The organism is Antarctobacter jejuensis, from assembly GCF_052266595.1.
GTDB classification, from domain to species: domain Bacteria; phylum Pseudomonadota; class Alphaproteobacteria; order Rhodobacterales; family Rhodobacteraceae; genus Antarctobacter; species Antarctobacter jejuensis.
In genome coordinates this window covers 1-15,723 of record NZ_JBQQXJ010000011.1, presented here as the reverse complement: position 1 = coordinate 15,723, position 15,723 = coordinate 1, and the positions used below count along the sequence as shown (strand labels likewise).

General features: G+C 61.5%; 15 protein-coding genes, 1 tRNA gene and 1 rRNA gene. 8 read left to right on the top strand and 9 right to left on the bottom strand.

Going from position 1 to position 15,723, the window contains the following annotated elements:
* Positions 1-82: 82 nt before the first annotated feature.
* The 5 genes from ACTXGA_RS15955 to ACTXGA_RS15935 all read right to left on the bottom strand — a co-directional run bounded on the left by ACTXGA_RS15955 (position 83) and on the right by ACTXGA_RS15935 (position 3,847).
* A complete protein-coding gene (locus tag ACTXGA_RS15955; RefSeq protein ID WP_443395337.1) occupies positions 83-412 on the bottom strand; it encodes a DUF3775 domain-containing protein in 330 nt (109 codons plus the stop codon).
* A 63-nt stretch (positions 413-475) separates the two neighbouring features.
* Entirely contained in the window at positions 476-1,207 is a 732-nt protein-coding gene (locus ACTXGA_RS15950) for an SDR family NAD(P)-dependent oxidoreductase (RefSeq protein ID WP_443395335.1), read from the bottom strand.
* Positions 1,204-1,770, bottom strand: a complete 567-nt coding sequence (locus tag ACTXGA_RS15945; RefSeq protein WP_443395333.1) for a DUF3833 domain-containing protein — start codon at positions 1,768-1,770, stop codon at positions 1,204-1,206. Before ACTXGA_RS15945 ends, ACTXGA_RS15950 begins: the two co-directional genes overlap by 4 nt.
* Positions 1,770-2,555 (bottom strand): DUF1365 domain-containing protein, encoded by a 786-nt coding sequence (locus ACTXGA_RS15940; protein WP_443395331.1) that lies wholly within the window; start codon positions 2,553-2,555, stop codon positions 1,770-1,772. Before ACTXGA_RS15940 ends, ACTXGA_RS15945 begins: the two co-directional genes overlap by 1 nt.
* On the bottom strand, positions 2,552-3,847 hold the full coding sequence (locus ACTXGA_RS15935) for an NAD(P)/FAD-dependent oxidoreductase (protein ID WP_443395329.1): 1,296 nt from the start codon (positions 3,845-3,847) through the stop codon (positions 2,552-2,554). Before ACTXGA_RS15935 ends, ACTXGA_RS15940 begins: the two co-directional genes overlap by 4 nt.
* A 280-nt stretch (positions 3,848-4,127) precedes the next feature.
* On the opposite strand from ACTXGA_RS15935, the gene ACTXGA_RS15930 reads away from it, so the two are divergent.
* Complete coding sequence (locus ACTXGA_RS15930; protein WP_443395579.1) at positions 4,128-4,637, top strand: sigma-70 family RNA polymerase sigma factor; 510 nt, start codon at positions 4,128-4,130, stop codon at positions 4,635-4,637.
* Between the two features lie 2 nt (positions 4,638-4,639).
* The gene (locus tag ACTXGA_RS15925) at positions 4,640-5,281 is read left to right on the top strand and encodes a ChrR family anti-sigma-E factor (protein WP_443395328.1); all 642 of its coding nucleotides are present in this window, start codon (positions 4,640-4,642) and stop codon (positions 5,279-5,281) included.
* 47 nt (positions 5,282-5,328) lie between these two features.
* On the opposite strand, the gene ACTXGA_RS15920 is transcribed toward ACTXGA_RS15925, so the two are convergent.
* A complete protein-coding gene (locus ACTXGA_RS15920; RefSeq protein ID WP_443395326.1) occupies positions 5,329-6,390 on the bottom strand; it encodes an ABC transporter ATP-binding protein in 1,062 nt (353 codons plus the stop codon).
* 24 nt (positions 6,391-6,414) lie between these two features.
* Positions 6,415-7,200 carry an IclR family transcriptional regulator gene (locus tag ACTXGA_RS15915; protein ID WP_443395324.1) on the bottom strand — a complete coding sequence of 262 codons (786 nt, stop codon included), beginning with the start codon at positions 7,198-7,200 and terminating at the stop codon, positions 6,415-6,417.
* Between the two features lie 159 nt (positions 7,201-7,359).
* On the opposite strand from ACTXGA_RS15915, the gene ACTXGA_RS15910 reads away from it, so the two are divergent.
* From ACTXGA_RS15910 to ACTXGA_RS15885, 6 genes are all read left to right on the top strand, one after another.
* The gene (locus ACTXGA_RS15910; RefSeq protein ID WP_443395322.1) at positions 7,360-8,598 is read left to right on the top strand and encodes an ABC transporter substrate-binding protein; all 1,239 of its coding nucleotides are present in this window, start codon (positions 7,360-7,362) and stop codon (positions 8,596-8,598) included.
* 87 nt (positions 8,599-8,685) lie between these two features.
* Positions 8,686-9,612 carry a carbohydrate ABC transporter permease gene (locus ACTXGA_RS15905; RefSeq protein ID WP_443395320.1) on the top strand — a complete coding sequence of 309 codons (927 nt, stop codon included), beginning with the start codon at positions 8,686-8,688 and terminating at the stop codon, positions 9,610-9,612.
* Between the two features lies 1 nt (position 9,613).
* A complete protein-coding gene (locus ACTXGA_RS15900) occupies positions 9,614-10,462 on the top strand; it encodes a carbohydrate ABC transporter permease (protein ID WP_443395318.1) in 849 nt (282 codons plus the stop codon).
* Positions 10,459-12,543, top strand: a complete 2,085-nt coding sequence (locus ACTXGA_RS15895; protein ID WP_443395316.1) for an alpha-galactosidase — start codon at positions 10,459-10,461, stop codon at positions 12,541-12,543. Before ACTXGA_RS15900 ends, ACTXGA_RS15895 begins: the two co-directional genes overlap by 4 nt.
* Before the next feature lie 85 nt (positions 12,544-12,628).
* On the top strand, positions 12,629-13,237 hold the full coding sequence (locus ACTXGA_RS15890; RefSeq protein WP_443395314.1) for a 2-dehydro-3-deoxy-6-phosphogalactonate aldolase: 609 nt from the start codon (positions 12,629-12,631) through the stop codon (positions 13,235-13,237).
* 12 nt (positions 13,238-13,249) lie between these two features.
* A complete protein-coding gene (locus tag ACTXGA_RS15885; protein WP_443395312.1) occupies positions 13,250-15,166 on the top strand; it encodes a beta-galactosidase in 1,917 nt (638 codons plus the stop codon).
* A gap of 324 nt (positions 15,167-15,490) precedes the next feature.
* On the opposite strand, the gene ACTXGA_RS15880 is transcribed toward ACTXGA_RS15885, so the two are convergent.
* Together ACTXGA_RS15880 and rrf are read right to left on the bottom strand one after the other, a co-directional pair.
* Positions 15,491-15,567 (bottom strand) — tRNA-Met (locus ACTXGA_RS15880).
* A 62-nt stretch (positions 15,568-15,629) separates the two neighbouring features.
* Positions 15,630-15,723: ribosomal RNA gene (gene rrf, locus ACTXGA_RS15875) — 5S ribosomal RNA — on the bottom strand; the annotation flags it as partial.

The window sequence follows — 15,723 nt, the reverse complement described above, 5'->3', positions numbered from 1 at the left end:
AGCGGGGTGCGCCAAGGTGGGACGGCGGGCGGGGCGACGTTCCGGACGAGGTCCGGGACGAGCGGCGCCCCAGTCCCTAAACTCAAGCCCCTCGGCGCAGGAGGTCGTCCTCTTCCCCGGCCGCATTGAAACCATAGGCTTCAAGCCCGGCCTCAAGGTTGTCGGCCAGATGCGGCGTTCCGATCAGGTAGTCGGCTGTCGGTGTCGTCGCCTCTGCCATCGCCGTCTCATAGGCCTCTGCCCAATCCTCTGGCTCGAAGGCACCACGCCCGACCCACATGACCGCAACCAGTGCGGCCTGTTCCTCTTCGTCCATCCGATCGATCAGGCCGCGCAGCTCCCCTTCGGCGCGATTCAACTCGCGCGCCATGAGAATGACGGCGGCCACCTTGTTCGGGCTGATATTTTCCATGTCGCGAGTCCTCCTGATCCATTCATCCTTAGATGACCTGAAAAGAAGTACGCCACTTTGACCTTAAGCAAAAAGCCGAAAATAGAGCCAGTCCGGCAAAAACTGGCTGCCACGGAACAACAGGGAAAACCCGCGCGGAAAGGCCCGCTGGAACCCCGTCCCGGACATGTGTTTGAAACAGACCTCGGCGGCGTCCTCCGGATCCATGATAAACGGCATGGAAAAGTCGTTCTTCTCGGTCAGGCGGGTGCGGATATAGCCGGGGATCAGCAGCTGCATCTGCACGCCGGTCTTGCGCAGATCGGCATAGAGCGACTCTGCCAGGGCCATCACACCCGCCTTGGAGGACACATAGGCCGCCGCGCCCGGCAAACCCCGATATCCCGACAATGAACCCGTCAGCACAAAATGCCCCTGACCGCGCGCGACAAAGCGGGGCACCACCACCCCGGCAAGCCGCATGGCGCCGGTGAAATTCACATCGGCCATGGTGTTGGCCTTGTCCGCATCCCAGTCCTGCGCGCCGAAGGGCCAGTAGACACCGGCCACCTGGATCACACCGTCAAACGCGCCAATTCGGGAGGCCACCGCTTCCAATGCCTCGGCGTCGGTCACATCGACAGGTTCGACCTGCGCCGGACCGGGCAGCGCCTCGGCCAAGGCCTTCAGCTTGTCCTCTGACCGGGCGCTGAGGATCAATTCGACACCTTCGGCGCTCAACCGGCGTGCAAGGGCCTCACCCAGACCCTCGCTTGCTCCCACCAGCCAGTATTTCTTGCCCCGCCACTGTCTCACGCCGTTTCCTTCTGTCGCATGGTCGCCACCAATTCGGCGACCTTGATCCCGAACTTTCGGAACTGCGAGCGGTTCACGATGGTTCCATTCGGCGTGAGATACATCCAATCGGTGGTGTCCAGAACGTGGCCGCCGGAATCCTCCGGCAGGCGGATGCGATAGCGCAACTGGACCGAAGGCCCGCTTTGTTGCCCCTGCCCTTCTCCCACGACATCAGCAGCGGTCGCACGGATGCGCCCGTCATTGCCAAGCGTCAGATGCCATTCGCGATGCTGCTCGGCCCCTGAATCATAGCGGAAATGCTCTTTCATCACCCCCTGATTACCGCTCCACTGGGCCTCGAACTCTCCCACAAAACGCGAGGCTACACGGCCCGTGGGACCATAGATCACGCCCTCACAGATCAGCGGACCGTTCAGATGGGTGCGGATATCCAGATTGGCGCCCTGATCGCCGGCGTAGTCCTGCGGCCGCTGAGCGGTAAAGGTGAAGTGGCGCTGATACACCGCGCCCAGCACCAGCGTCAGGAAAACGCCGAACAAAACGTAAGTCAGGCTGATCATCACGATGCCTCCTTCATTCCGGTAGTGGTGCCGCAGCCGCTCACCTCCATCGCGGGCGGTTCGGGCCGCGTCCGATAGCGCGCGCCCTTCCACCACAGCTTCAGCGCCTGCCAGTGAATCAGGGCCAGAACACGCCGCGCGCCAAAGGGCCGCCGGATCGCGGAGCGCAGGATGCCGCCGTTGGTCAGCGGCGCACGGCTTCCGCAAAGCGTCGCAATCAAACCTCCGTCGGCATGGTCATATTCGATCCAGACGCCGATCCGCTCCGCGCCGATATCGAACCGGAACCGATACCCCCCGGCCACCGGCTGAAAGGGAGAGACATGGAACAGTTTCTTCGCTTCGATACGGTTCTCAGGCTGAATCGGATGGCCGTCCGCGCGAGCGCAAAGGTAAGAATGGCGGTCGCCAAAGGTGTTCGACACCTCGGCGATCACTGCGCGCAGCGCGCCATCCTCATAGGCCAGCCAGAACGACACCGGATTGAACACATGGCCCAGAAGACGGGGTTGCGCCAACAGCATCAGAGGCCCATCGAAACGGATACCGTGGGTTGCAAACACCTCACGCGCCCATACCGCCCCACGCCCCGCTTTCGGCACCCCGCCATGGTCCCGGTCCAGCAAGGAGGCCAGGTTCGCCGCATTGCGAGAGAACAACAAGGGGCTTCGCACCTCGGACTCTGCATCCAGCAGGACAAAATCCACCGAGTAGCGAAAGGCATTGGTCACGGCGCCCTTGCGCCCGTGAAAGGTATGCCCCCGGATCAGATCGACGCCGGTCATGCCACCTCCGACAGCGTACCGCGCGCAAGGATCGCCCCGGCCACATCCGCCGCGCTGGACAATCCGTCCTCGTGAAAGCCGTTCTTCATCCATGCGCCGCAGAACCATGTGCCACTGGTCCCGTTCATCGCCGCGATCTGCCGCTGCGCATCCAGCGCGCCCGCGTCAAAGACAGGATGGCGCAGAACGACTTCGTCATGGATCAGGTCTTCGCGAATGGGACGCGTGGTGTTCAGGGTGACAAAATGCGGATCGTCTTCGGGGATCGGCTGCAGGCAGTTCATCCAGTAGGTGAGATCGATGGTGTTCAGCCGCTTCTGCGGCGCTTCGGTGTAGTTCCACGACGACCAGCACGCCCGCCGCCTTGGCATGAGAGAGGTATCGGAATGCAGCACGACCCGGTTCGGCTGATAGGCGATCCGGGACAGCGCCGCATATTCAGCGCCGCGCGGATCTGCCAACAGGCGCAAGGTGTCATCCGAATGCGTGGCGAAAACCACCTCGTCGAACAGTTCCCATTCGCCGCCCCGCGTGCGGATTTCCACACCGGCAGGCACCCGCTGCACACCAGCCACCGGCGTTCCGGTCCGCAGTGCCACGCCTTTCGTCGTCAGATCGTCTGCAAGTCGGTTGACGTATTCGACCGAGCCGCCTTTGACCGTGTACCACTGGTGCTGTCCCGTGTGGCTGAGCAGGGCGTGGTTTTCGAAAAAGCGGATCAGCGCATAGGCCGGGAAATCGAGGATCTTCTCCGTCGGGGTGGACCAGATCGCGCCGGAGAGAGGCAACAGGTAGTAGTCGCGAAACCACGACCCCGTTCCCATGCGGTCCAGGAAGTCCCCCAATGACAGCGTCTCATCCTGCGCATGGTCGAGCGCGCGCGCGTTGAACCGCATGATGTCGCGTATCATGTTCAGAAAGCGCGGGTTCACCGCGTTCCTGCGCTGCGCGAACACGGCACGCAGATCGCGCAGACCGTATTCCATCGCCCCGCCGCGCAGGCTTGCGGAAAAGCTCATGTCCGATTTCGCGACGGGCACATCAAGCTGTTCGAACAGCGAGGTCAGCAAAGGATAGTTGGCGTAGTTGAAGACAATGAAACCCGTGTCCACCGGCTGCTGCCCATTCCGTCCGGCCAGCCGCGTCCGGGCATGCCCGCCCAAGCGCGGCTCGGCCTCGATCAGGGTGACGCGATGATGGTCGCCCAGCATGTGGGCCGCGCCCATACCGGAGATGCCCCCGCCGATGACGGCAATCTTTCTGCGGGTGGCGGGCCTTGCTTCGAATGGCATGCGAAAGGTCGTCCTTTTTCTTCGTCCTTTGACTAGTCTTACGTCCCGGCGCGTGCCCCGGATGAAAAAAGACGCAAAATAAATTTCGCGGGGATGTGATCCAATGATGACCTGCCCGCGTATCTTCCACATGTTTGGTGCAACAGAGCCCATGACCTGCCGCGACGCTTCGTCCGTTGTCACCCCGCCCGCGGCGGGGCAAGGCTTTGCAATGAGGAAAGACAGGCTGACACCCTTGAGCGCCAAACCTGACGATGTCGAAGACTGGACTGCCGTGGTCATGCGCATACGCGATGACCGGGACGAGGCGGCCTTTGTCTCATTGTTCCGGCACTTCGCGCCAAGGGTTAAGGCATTCCTCATGCGGTCCGGCGCGGATGCAGCACTGGCCGAAGAATGCGTTCAAGAGGTGATGGCGACCGTCTGGCAGAAGGCCGGGCTGTTCGATCCCACCCGCGCTTCCGTCGCGACATGGGTCTTTACCATCGCGCGCAATCGCAGGATCGACGTCCTGCGCCGACAGAGGCGTCCCGAACCCGAAGATCTGCCCTGGGGACCGGAGGCCGAGCCGGATCAGGAAGATCGGCTGGGCCTGCAACAGGAAAGTGAACAACTGGGAGAGGCGATTGCCTCTCTCCCCGCGAAACAGCGGGATTTGATCGAAAAGGCCTATTTCGGCGATCTGACACACAGTGAAATCGCCGAAGTGACCGGGCTCCCCCTCGGGACGATCAAATCCCGCATACGGCTGGCGCTGGAGCGCCTGCGACACGCTATGGACAGGACCTGATCATGAAGACGATCAACCATCACCTGACCGAAGACCTTATCATGGGCTATTCCGCGGGCACCCTGCCCGAGGCGGTCAATCTCATCATCGCGACACATGTCTCGCTCTGCGACGACTGCCGCGCAACGTTGGAGGCGCATGACGCCGTTGGCGGTGCGGTCCTGGAACAGACAGAAACGGTCAGTGTGTCCGACGCCTGCCTTGACGGTGCCTTGGCGCTGATCCGTGGGGCAGAGCCCGAGGCACCCCCGGCAATGAAGGCGGACCCGGTCGCCCCGGGCCCGTTGCTGGACTACATTGGCGGGTCCCTGGACGCTGTGAAATGGCGACCTGTCGGCATGGGGGTCAAACAGGCCATCCTCACCACCTCGCCGGAGGCCACTGCGCGGCTGTTGTACATCCCCGCCGGGACCGCGATGCCAGATCATGGGCACAACGGTCTGGAACTGACGCTGGTCCTGCAGGGCGCGTTTCAGGATGATGAGGATTACTTTGCCCGCGGCGATATCGAAATCGCGGATGCAGAGGTTCAGCACACACCGGTTGCCGACATTTCCGAGGATTGCATCTGCCTGGCCGTGACCGACGCGCCGCTGCGGCTGAAGGGACTGGCGCGACTGGCGCAGCCGTTCCTCAGGATCTGAACCGTCGAAAGGGCGGGCCGCGTCACCGAAACGCGGCCCGGCTTGTATCAGCGCAGCCGCGCTTCGGTGTTGCCGTCAAAGAACATGGCATCGGCAGCATCGAAATGCAGCGCAACCGCCGCACCCTCTGCAATCTCCTCATCGCCCTTGGTCTCGACAACGATCCGTTCGCCCGTCGGCGTGTCCAGATAGTCGTAGGCGACCCCGCCCAACCTTTCGCGCAGATCGATGGTGATCGGTGACGCGGCTTCGGTGACGGACAGTTGCTGCGGACGCAGGCCAACATAGACATCAGACCCTTCGGAGGGCAGCGCGACATTGGCCGCGATCTCCATCCCGCCCAGTGCGGGGACCTTGACCTTTCCGCCGCTGACCTGCCCGGAAAGGAAGTTCATGCTGGGCGAGCCGATGAAGCCGGCGACGAACTTGTTGTCGGGATTCTGGTACAGTTCCATTGGGCTGCCGACCTGTTCGATCCGGCCAGCACGCAGAACGACGATCTTGTCGGCCAGCGTCATCGCCTCGACCTGATCGTGGGTCACATAGATCATTGTCGCGCCGATTTCCTTGTGCAGGCGGGCGATTTCCACACGCATGTCCACCCGAAGTTCGGCATCAAGGTTCGACAAAGGCTCATCAAACAGGAACACCTCGGGTCCGCGCACAATGGCACGACCGATGGCAACACGCTGTCGCTGACCACCGGACAGGGCCTTGGGTTTGCGTGTCAGGTAGTCGTCCAGCTTCAGGATGCGGCTGGCCTCGGCAACCTTGGACTTGATCTCTGCTTTGGGATGGCCGTTCATCTTCAGGCCGAACCCCATGTTTTCCTCAACCGTCATATGCGGGTACAGAGCGTAGGTTTGAAACACCATGGCGATCCCGCGATCCGCCGGATCGGCCTTGGTCACGTCCCGCCCGCCGATGCTGATCCGACCGTCCGAGGTTTCCTCCAACCCCGCGATCATCCGCAACAGCGTGGACTTGCCGCAACCGGACGGCCCGACGAAGACGCAGAATTCACCGTGGTCGATTTCCAGATTCACACCGTGAATGACCTGAATATCCCCGTAGCGCTTGATGGCGCTGTTCAGTTCGACACCTGACATGGGTCTTTCTCTCTCCCTAAACGTTCATTGCGCGATCGGGAACGGCCAGACAGCCGCCTCCCCCCCGATCTGCGAGGCGGTCCGCAAAAGCGCGGGCCGGAACTTTTCCATTTCTTCAAGCGATTGCCGGAACGTCGACGTCACCACGGAAATTGCCCCGATGACGTGATCGGCCGCGCCAAAGATCGGCGCGGCGATGCTGATGATCCCCTGTTCATGCTCTTCGCGATCATAGGCCACGCCCTCGGCACGGATCCGTTCCAGCTCTGGCAGGAGCGTGTCCGGCCCGGTGTGGGTCGCGGGCGTGAAAGCCTCATAGGTCTGCCGGGCCAGCGCCTCTGCGCGATGTGCGTTATCCATGAAGGCCAGCATGACCTTGCCCACCCCCGTGCAATGCGCGGGCGACCGGCGCCCCGGACGCGCCATGGTCTGAAACCCTGCGCCCGGCGTCTTCTTTTCGATGAACACGACGCGGCCGTTCTCCATCTGCGCCAGATGCACCGTTTCGTTCACGTCATTGGCCAGCGATTCGATGAAGGGATCCGCCAGAGGCGCAAGCGAAGACTGGTTCCACGCATGACGCCCGATCCGCACCAGCCGCATTCCGGCGACATAGACGTGGCGATCCTCGTCGTAGGACAACATCCGCTGGCTGGTCAGAGTCTGCAAAAGCCGGTGCAACGTGGCCTTGGGATAGGGGCTTGCCTCGACGATTTCGGAGAACCGCACCGCTCTGCCGAAGGCCATGACAATATCAAGAACATCCAGCGCTTTGCCGACCGTTCCGTCCGATCCGACCTGGTTATTCATAGGCTTGATCCCCTGCCGTTTCAGACGCTGTACGGCTTCTTATTCTTGACTCTTGTAGCAAAATGGGACTAAAGGATCAACATGCGAAATGAAAGTTCCACTATTTGGGACTCTCACGCCCCCCTTCGAGGGGTTCGCTAGGAGGAGAAAGGGAGACACATGTTCCACCGCGCGAAGACACTCGCCGCCGCCTTTGCGGCATCGACCATGTTCACGTCCATCGCCATGGCAGGCGAGTTGGTGATCAATACAGACACGTCCGATCCGGCCCCGAAGGCTGCCTTTCAGGCGCTGATCGATGGTTTTGAGGCCGAAAACCCCGATATCACCGTGACCTGGAACCTGTTCGACCACGAAGGTTACAAGACATCGATCCGCAACTTCCTGACCGCCGACGCGCCGGATCTGGCCAACTGGTACGCAGGCAACCGAATGCTGCCCTACGTCAACGCGGGCCTGTTCGAGCCGGTCGACGACGTCTGGGAAGAGAACGGCCTGAAAGATTCGCTCGGGTCGTCGCTGGGGTCCATGACCATCGACGGCAAGATCTGGGGCGTGCCGTATACCTATTACCAGTGGGGCGTGTACTACCGTAAGGACATCTTCGAGGCGAACGACATCGCCGTTCCGACCACGTGGGACGAATTCCTTGCCGCTGGCGAAAAGCTGAAGGCAGCAGGCGTCACCCCGATCACCATCGGCACCAAGTACCTTTGGACCGCCGGCGGTGTCTTTGACTACATCAACCTGCGCACCAACGGCTATGATTTCCACATGGCACTGGGCAAGGGCGAGGTCGCCTGGACCGATCCCCGTGTCATCGACACGATGAACAACTGGAAACAGCTGCTCGACGCGGGTTTCTTCCTTGAAAACCACGCCGCCTATTCCTGGCAGGAGGCACTGGCGCCGATGGTGCAGGGCGATGCCGCCATGTACGTGATGGGCAACTTCGCCGTGGCACCGCTGCGCGAGGCCGGCCTGACCGACGATCAGCTGGGCTTTTTCCAGTTCCCGGTGATCAACCCGGATGTGCCGCTGGCCGAAGAGGCGCCGACCGACACCATCCACATCCCGGCCAACGCGAAGAACAAGGAAGACGCCAAGAAATTCCTCGCCTATCTCGCGCGTGCCGACATCCAGACCCAGATCAACGAAACGCTGGGCCAGTTGCCGATCAACAAGAACAGCCAAGTGGGCGACGACAAATTCCTGCAGGCCGGCTATCAGATGCTGAGCTCGACCGAGGGTGGCATCGCGCAGTTCTTTGACCGCGACTACCCCGCCGAAATGGCCAAGGCGGGCATGGAAGGCTTCCAGGAGTTCATGGTCAAGCCCGAGCGCCTGGACAAGATCCTTGAGCGCCTCGAAAAGGTCCGTGGCCGCGCCTACAAATAAGAACTGACAAACGCAGTCCCCGCCCCGGGCCCCCGGGGGGGGACATTTCGTTTGCGCGCGCCGCAGACTCGAGGAGGAGGAGACATCATGACGGCCCCGGTCGTGCCCGACACCCATCCGCCCGCCACCAAAAGCTGGTGGAAGCAGAACCAGCAAAGACTGGCCCCCTGGCTTTTCCTTGCGCCGGGCATCTTCATGTTCGCGTTCTATGTGATCATCCCGATCTTCCAGTCGATCAACATCAGCTTTTATGCTTGGGACGGTCTGGGTGAACGCGAATGGGTCGGCATGGAAAACTATGTCGAACTGATGGATGACGAGGCCTTCTATACCTCGCTCAAGAACAACGTGATCTGGCTGGTACTCTACATGCTGGCGATCCCGATGGGCCTGTTCGTGGCACTGTTCCTGAACCAGACCGTGCGCGGCATCCGCATCTACAAGTCGCTGTTCTTCTTCCCCTTCGTAATTTCACAGGTTGTCGTCGGCCTTGTCTTTGCGTGGTTCTACGACCCCAGCTACGGGTTGATGAACATCGCGCTTGGCTGGTTCGGGATCGAACCCATCGCCGTTCTGGCGAACGAGGACTACGTGACCTACGGCATTATCGCCGCCGGTCTGTGGCCGCAGACCGCCTATTGCATGATCCTGTATCTGACAGGCCTGAACGCCGTGGACCCCGAACAGATCGAGGCGGCGCGGCTGGACAACGCCAAGGGCGCCAAGATGCTGTGGTACGTGATCCTGCCGCAGTTGCGCCCCGCCACCTTTATCGCCGTCGTGGTCACGGTCATCGGCGCGCTGCGGTCGTTCGACCTGATTTCCATCATGACCGATGGCGGGCCTTGGGGATCCTCCCGCGTGCTGGCCTTTTACATGTATGAACAGGCGTTTTCCGAATACGGGTTCCGCATGGGCTATGGCGCGGCCATCGCCGTGGTGCTGTTCCTGATCATGATGGTCTACATCACCGGGTTCCTCTGGAAGATGTACAGAGACGAGACGGGGCGCTGAGATGTTTCCGACACCAATCGAAAAATCCTCGACCGCCACCCAGGTGATCTACAAGATCGCCCTGCCTGTCGCCCTGATCGTCTGGCTGCTGCCGCTGATCGCGGTGGCCATGACCTCTGTCCGCTCCGCCGGAGACATTACGGCGGGCAACTACTGGGGCTGGCCGACCAGCTTCAACATGCTGGAAAACTACACCGCGATCTTTCAGCAGACCCCCATCGGGAAATACATCCTGAACTCGTTCAAGGTGACGATCCCCACGGTGATCGGTGCAGTGGCGCTGTCCTGCATGACGGGCTTTGCGCTGGCGGTTTACCGGTTCAAGGGCAACCTGCTGATCTTCTTCATGTTCATCGCCGGAAACTTTGTGCCGTTCCAGATCCTGATGGTGCCGGTGCGCGACCTGACGCTGAATCTGGGCATGTACAACACGTGGTACGGGCTGGCCCTGTTTCACATCGCCTTTCAGGCCGGGTTCTGCACCCTGTTCATGCGCAATTTCATCAAGGCGCTGCCTTATGAACTGATCGAGGCGTCGCGGGTGGAGGGCGTGAGCGAACTGCGCATCTTCTGGTTCGTGGTGCTGCCCCTGATGAAACCCGCGCTGGCGGCGCTGTCGGTGCTGATCTTCACTTTCATCTGGAACGACTATTTCTGGGCGACGGTGCTGACGCAGGGGGCAGACAATCAGCCGATCACTGCCGGGCTTTATTCGCTGAACGGTCAGTGGGTCGCGGCCTGGCATCTGGTCTCTGCCGGGTCCATCGTGGCCGCGCTGCCGCCGGTCTTGATGTTCTTCCTGATGCAGCGGCACTTCATCGCCGGTCTGACGCTGGGGGCCGTGAAATGATCCGAACCTGGCGGCTGGACGACAGCCGGCAGACCCTGGTTCTGGCCTCTCAAAAAGGCCACCTCGCCGAGGTGGTCTATTGGGGGCCGCGGCTGCCGGAACAGGAAAACCTCGAAACGCTTGCAAGGGCGCATGCCATCGATGTCACCGGGGGAATGCTGGACAGCAACCCGGAATTGTCGATCTGCCCCGAGGCGACACGCACCTTTCCCGGCCAGCCCGGGCTGGTGATCCGTGGCGAAAACGGCCGTCCCTACTTGCCGAAATTCTGCTTTGCCGAAGACGAGGTTGCGCAGAACCAGCTAATGCTGACCTTCAGTGACCAATCCGGCGTCCTGATCTATCGGGCATGGTTTTCGATCGACCCGGACACCCATGTGATCGAGGCCCGCGCCGAAATCGAAAGCCAGACACCGATGCATCTGCACTGGCTCAGCGCGCCGGTCTTTCCCGGGCCGCAGGCCAGTGATGAGATGATCGATTTCGCGGGGCGCTGGTGCGGTGAATTCCAGATGAACCGCACGGCATGGTCGGCGGGCATCCGGTATCGAGAAAACCGCACCGGGCGCACTGGGCATGAACATTTCCCGGGGCTGATCGTCCCATGCCGCGGCGCAACAAACGCCTCCGGCCACGCCTACGGGTTTCACTATGGCTGGTCCGGTGGGCACCGGATGGTCGCCGAAGAGCTGCCCGACGGGCGGCGGCAGGTCCAGTTCGGCCACGCCACGCGGATCGAAAACGAACCGGCCACCCGTTTTGCCACCGCCACTCTGTATGCGATGTTCTCGGACGATGGGCTGAATGGCTGCGCAGTCGCCTTTCAACGCCACCTGCGCGATCGGATCGTGACGTTTCCGGATCCTGCCCGCCCGCGCCCCGTCCACTACAATTGCTGGGAGGCGGTCTATTTCGATCACAACCTGCCTGAACTAAAGGACATCGCCAGCCGTGCCGCCGAACTGGGGGCCGAACGTTTCGTCCTTGATGACGGCTGGTTCGGCGAACGGGATGACGACACGCGCGCGCTGTCCGATTGGGAGGTCGATCCGCGCAAATACCCCGACGGGCTGCCCCCGCTGATCGACCATGTGCATTCGCTGGGCATGACCTTTGGCATCTGGTTCGAGCCCGAGATGATCAACCATGACAGCAACGTCTTCCGCGCCCATCCGGATTGGGCGCTGGGTGGAGAGGACCAGATCCTTGGGCGTCAGCAGATGGCGCTGAACATGGCCCTGCCGGATGTGCAGGATTTCCTGTTCGAGCGGGTCGGCAAGGTTCTGGGCGACCACGAAATTGACTACGTCAAATGGGACCACAACCGCGTCCTGCCGATGCCAGACGCCGCGCAGACGCGCGGCTCCTATGCGCTGATCGACCGGTTGCGGCAGGCCTATCCGACCGTCGAGATCGAAAGCTGTGCGTCGGGCGGCGGTCGGATCGATTTCGGCATTCTCAGCCGAACGCACCGGGTCTGGCTGTCGGACAGCAACGACGCGGTCGAACGGCTGAAGATGCAGCACAACGCCGCGCTGTTTCTGCCTCTGGTCGTGACCGGCAGCCATGTCGGTCCGCGCACCTGCCATACCTCGGGACGGATGATCGACATCCGGTTCCGCGCATGGGTCGCCGCACAGCGGCACATGGGGTTCGAAATGGACCCGCGCGAACTGACCGATGAAGAGGCCAAGGTTCTCAGCAATGTCACCCGGTGGTGGAAGGACAACCGAAGCTGGATGGCGGGGGCCGATATCCTTAGGCTGGACAGTGCCGATCCGGCCGTGATCGCCGAACAGCATCTGGAACAGGGCGGCGGACGGTTTGTCGTCTTTGCCGGCAAGGCGGCCACCTCAGACCAGATCGCGCCGCGTCCCTTGCGGCTGACCCGGCTATCGCCGGATCAATACTACCGCATCGAACTGGCCAACCGGGGCGATGCACCGACCCTGTCGCGCGGCGATCAGGCCATCAAATCCGAACCTTTGGTGCTGAGCGGCGCCTATCTGATGAGTCACGGGTTGACCCTGCCATGGAGTTTCCCCGAAACCATGTGGGTGATCGAAGGCCACGTGACCTGATCCGTCGTCCCGCGACCGTGCGGCAAGGCAATTCACATTTGGAAGAACAGGCGCGCGATATGCCCGCCTGCAGGGAGAAGTCGATATGAGCCGTGAAATCATCGCCATCCTGCGCGGGGTAAAACCCGCAGAGGTGCTGGAGATCGGGCAAGCGCTGGTCGAGGCGGGCGTGGACCGGATCGAGGTGCCGCTCAACTCACCTGAGCCGCTGTGCTCTATCGAGGCACTGGCAAACGGCCTGTCGGGCAAGGCGCAGGTGGGCGCAGGCACTGTCCTGAGCGCAGAGGATGTCACGGCGGTACATGGTGCTGGCGGCACGCTGATCGTCTCTCCCGACTGCAATCCCGCGGTGATCGACCGCAGCAAGGCCCTGAACATGGCGTCCTATCCGGGAGTGGCTACCCCGACAGAATGCTTTACGGCCCTGCGCCATGGCGCGGACGGGCTGAAATTCTTTCCCGCATTCCTGGTCGGTACAAAAGGCCTTGCGGCGATCAAGGCCGTCCTGCCCGCTGACACGCGCACCTATGCGGTGGGCGGCGTGGGGCCGGACAACTTCGCCGACTGGTTCAGCGCCGGGGTGACCGGATTTGGCATCGGGACCGGGATCTACAAACCGGGGTTCTCCGCCGAAACCGTCGCGGCGAAAGCAGCAGAAATCGTTGCGGCCTACGATCGTCTCGTTTCAGCCTGAAGGGACTGCAACATGAAACGCACGCTGGGGACCTGTTACTACCCGGAACACTGGCCGCGCGACATTTGGGAAGAAGACGCCCGCCGCATGGCCGAGGCAGGGCTGACCTGGGTGCGGATTGGCGAGTTTGCCTGGTCCCGGCTGGAACCGCAGCCGGGGCATTATGCCTTCGACTGGCTGGATGATGCCATTTCGGTGCTGGGGGCTGCCGGTCTCAAGGTTGTGCTGGGCACGCCCACGGCCACCCCGCCCCGCTGGATGATCGACCGTCATCCCGACATGCTGGCCGTCGATGATCAGGGCCGCCCGCGCAAGTTCGGGTCTCGCCGCCACTACTGCTTCAGCCATGAAGGATACCGGCGCGAATGTGCGACCATTGTCACGAAACTGGCGGAACGGTATGGCCGCAATCCTCATGTCGCGGCATGGCAGACCGATAATGAATACGGCTGCCATGACACGATCCTGTCTTACAGCAATGCAGCGCGCACGGCCTTCCGCGGCTGGCTGCGGGCACGTTATCCGGGCAAGGGCAATGACGGGGACATCGAGGCACTGAACACGGCATGGGGCAATGTCTTCTGGTCGATGGACTATGACAGCTTTGATCAGATCGACCTGCCAAACCTGACGGTGACCGAGCCCAATCCATCGCATGTTCTGGATTTCCGCCGTTTCAGTTCGGATCAGGTCGTCAGCTTCAACCGGTTGCAGGTGGACATCATCCGCGCACATTCCGAGGCACCGATTGCTCATAACTACATGGGCCGCATCACCGATTTCGACCACTACAAGGTTGGCGAGGATCTCGAAATCGCCAGTTGGGACAGCTATCCGCTGGGCTTTCTCGAAGATCGGGTGACCGCCGACGACGCCCACAAACGACGCTTTGCCCGCCAAGGGGACCCCGATTTTCAGGCGTTCCATCATGACCTCTACCGTGCCGTCGGCAAAGGGCGGTGGTGGGTCATGGAACAACAGCCCGGCCCCGTGAACTGGGCTCCCTACAACCCTGATCCGTTGCCCGGCATGGTCCGTCTCTGGAGTTGGGAGGCCTTTGCCCATGGTGCCGAAGCCGTCTGCTATTTCCGCTGGCGACAGGCCCCCATGGCGCAGGAATTGATGCACGCCGGATTGTTGCGTCCCGACAGTGTCGCAGCCCCCGGACTGACCGAGGCCGCGCAGGTCGCCCGCGAACTGGTCGATGCGCCCGAGGTTTCAAACCAGCAGGCCGAAGTGGCGTTGATCTTCGACTATGAGGCCGACTGGAACTGGGCGATCCAGCCACATGGTCAGGGTCTCACCTATTTCGATCTGGTCTTTGACAGCTACAAGGCCATGCGCCGGCTGGGCTGGTCGATCGACATCCTGCCGCAAACAGCTGACCTTACGGGTTACAGGCTTGTGGCCGCTCCGGGCCTGATGCACGTCACCGATGGCTTTCGTCGGGCCATGGAGGGCAGCGGCGCAATCTTTGTCCTCGGTCCGCGCACGAGCGCGCGGGATGCCAACATGCGTCTCCCCGTTCCGCTGCCGCCGTCCCTACCCGGCTTGGACCTGACCGTCTTGCGGGTCGAAAGCCTGCGCCCGGACATGCCATTGGCCCTCGAAACCGGCGGCTCGATTTCCGGATATCACGAAATTGTTGAAGGTGACGCAGACGTTCTGGCACGTCTAGTCACCGGCGAACCGGCGATCCTTTCCTCCGCAAACATGGTGTATCTTAACGGCTGGCTCGACCAGGAGGCTCTGAAGAACGCCCTGATCATAGCGTCCGAACGTGCCGGGCTGGAAGTTCTGGAGCTTCCCGACGGCATTCGCATACGGCGCACGGGCTCCGAGTGTTTCTGGTTCAACTACAGCCAGAACAACGCGACGGTCGAAGGACGGGATCTGCCGCCGATATCGGTCACGCGTATTGCCGTCTGAACCTCCTAGGGGCGCAGCGAATTAGTGCGTGGATGAGGATCTTACCCGCTGATCGGTGGTATGTACGGGCTTTCATCCATTTGCGTCCCCAGGCGCTGGGCCTAAACAGGGAACCATTTTCGCCTTTTGGCAAAACGGCTTTGTTGAAGAACAAAGGCTCCCTAAAACAAGAAAACCGCCCCAAGGGGCGGTTGGTGTTTGGTGCGAGAGGCTTGTCTTCTACCATGTCATTGATTGAAAAGGGGGCTGCTGGCGATCCGATCGCATGGGCTCCAAAAGCAAAAACCTCCGCGGCAGAACCAGCGGAGGTATCGCATATATCGTTGGTTGCGGGGGTAGGATTTGAACCTACGACCTTCAGGTTATGAGCCTGACGAGCTACCGGGCTGCTCCACCCCGCGCCAAGGATTGTCCGATCGGGCAACATTTCATCGTATTGAGAGAATATGTTGGTTTTTACTAGGTTTGGCGGCGACCTACTCTCCCACGTCTTGAGACGCAGTACCATTGGCGCGACGGCACTTAACGGCCGGGTTCGGAATGGATCCGGGTGTTTT

Excerpts from the sequence above, each read along its gene's own strand:
- ACTXGA_RS15925 (WP_443395328.1), top strand. The coding sequence starts at position 4,640 with ATGAAGACGATCAACCATCACCTGACCGAAGACCTTATCATGGGCTAT.
- ACTXGA_RS15930 (WP_443395579.1), top strand. The coding sequence starts at position 4,128 with ATGCGCATACGCGATGACCGGGACGAGGCGGCCTTTGTCTCATTGTTC.
- ACTXGA_RS15915 (WP_443395324.1), bottom strand. The coding sequence starts at position 7,200 with ATGAATAACCAGGTCGGATCGGACGGAACGGTCGGCAAAGCGCTGGAT.
- ACTXGA_RS15895 (WP_443395316.1), top strand. The coding sequence starts at position 10,459 with ATGATCCGAACCTGGCGGCTGGACGACAGCCGGCAGACCCTGGTTCTG.
- ACTXGA_RS15940 (WP_443395331.1), bottom strand. The coding sequence starts at position 2,555 with ATGACCGGCGTCGATCTGATCCGGGGGCATACCTTTCACGGGCGCAAG.
- ACTXGA_RS15900 (WP_443395318.1), top strand. The coding sequence starts at position 9,614 with ATGTTTCCGACACCAATCGAAAAATCCTCGACCGCCACCCAGGTGATC.
- ACTXGA_RS15885 (WP_443395312.1), top strand. The coding sequence starts at position 13,250 with ATGAAACGCACGCTGGGGACCTGTTACTACCCGGAACACTGGCCGCGC.
- ACTXGA_RS15920 (WP_443395326.1), bottom strand. The coding sequence starts at position 6,390 with ATGTCAGGTGTCGAACTGAACAGCGCCATCAAGCGCTACGGGGATATT.
- ACTXGA_RS15935 (WP_443395329.1), bottom strand. The coding sequence starts at position 3,847 with ATGCCATTCGAAGCAAGGCCCGCCACCCGCAGAAAGATTGCCGTCATC.
- ACTXGA_RS15890 (WP_443395314.1), top strand. The coding sequence starts at position 12,629 with ATGAGCCGTGAAATCATCGCCATCCTGCGCGGGGTAAAACCCGCAGAG.
- ACTXGA_RS15905 (WP_443395320.1), top strand. The coding sequence starts at position 8,686 with ATGACGGCCCCGGTCGTGCCCGACACCCATCCGCCCGCCACCAAAAGC.
- ACTXGA_RS15910 (WP_443395322.1), top strand. The coding sequence starts at position 7,360 with ATGTTCCACCGCGCGAAGACACTCGCCGCCGCCTTTGCGGCATCGACC.
- ACTXGA_RS15955 (WP_443395337.1), bottom strand. The coding sequence starts at position 412 with ATGGAAAATATCAGCCCGAACAAGGTGGCCGCCGTCATTCTCATGGCG.
- ACTXGA_RS15945 (WP_443395333.1), bottom strand. The coding sequence starts at position 1,770 with ATGATCAGCCTGACTTACGTTTTGTTCGGCGTTTTCCTGACGCTGGTG.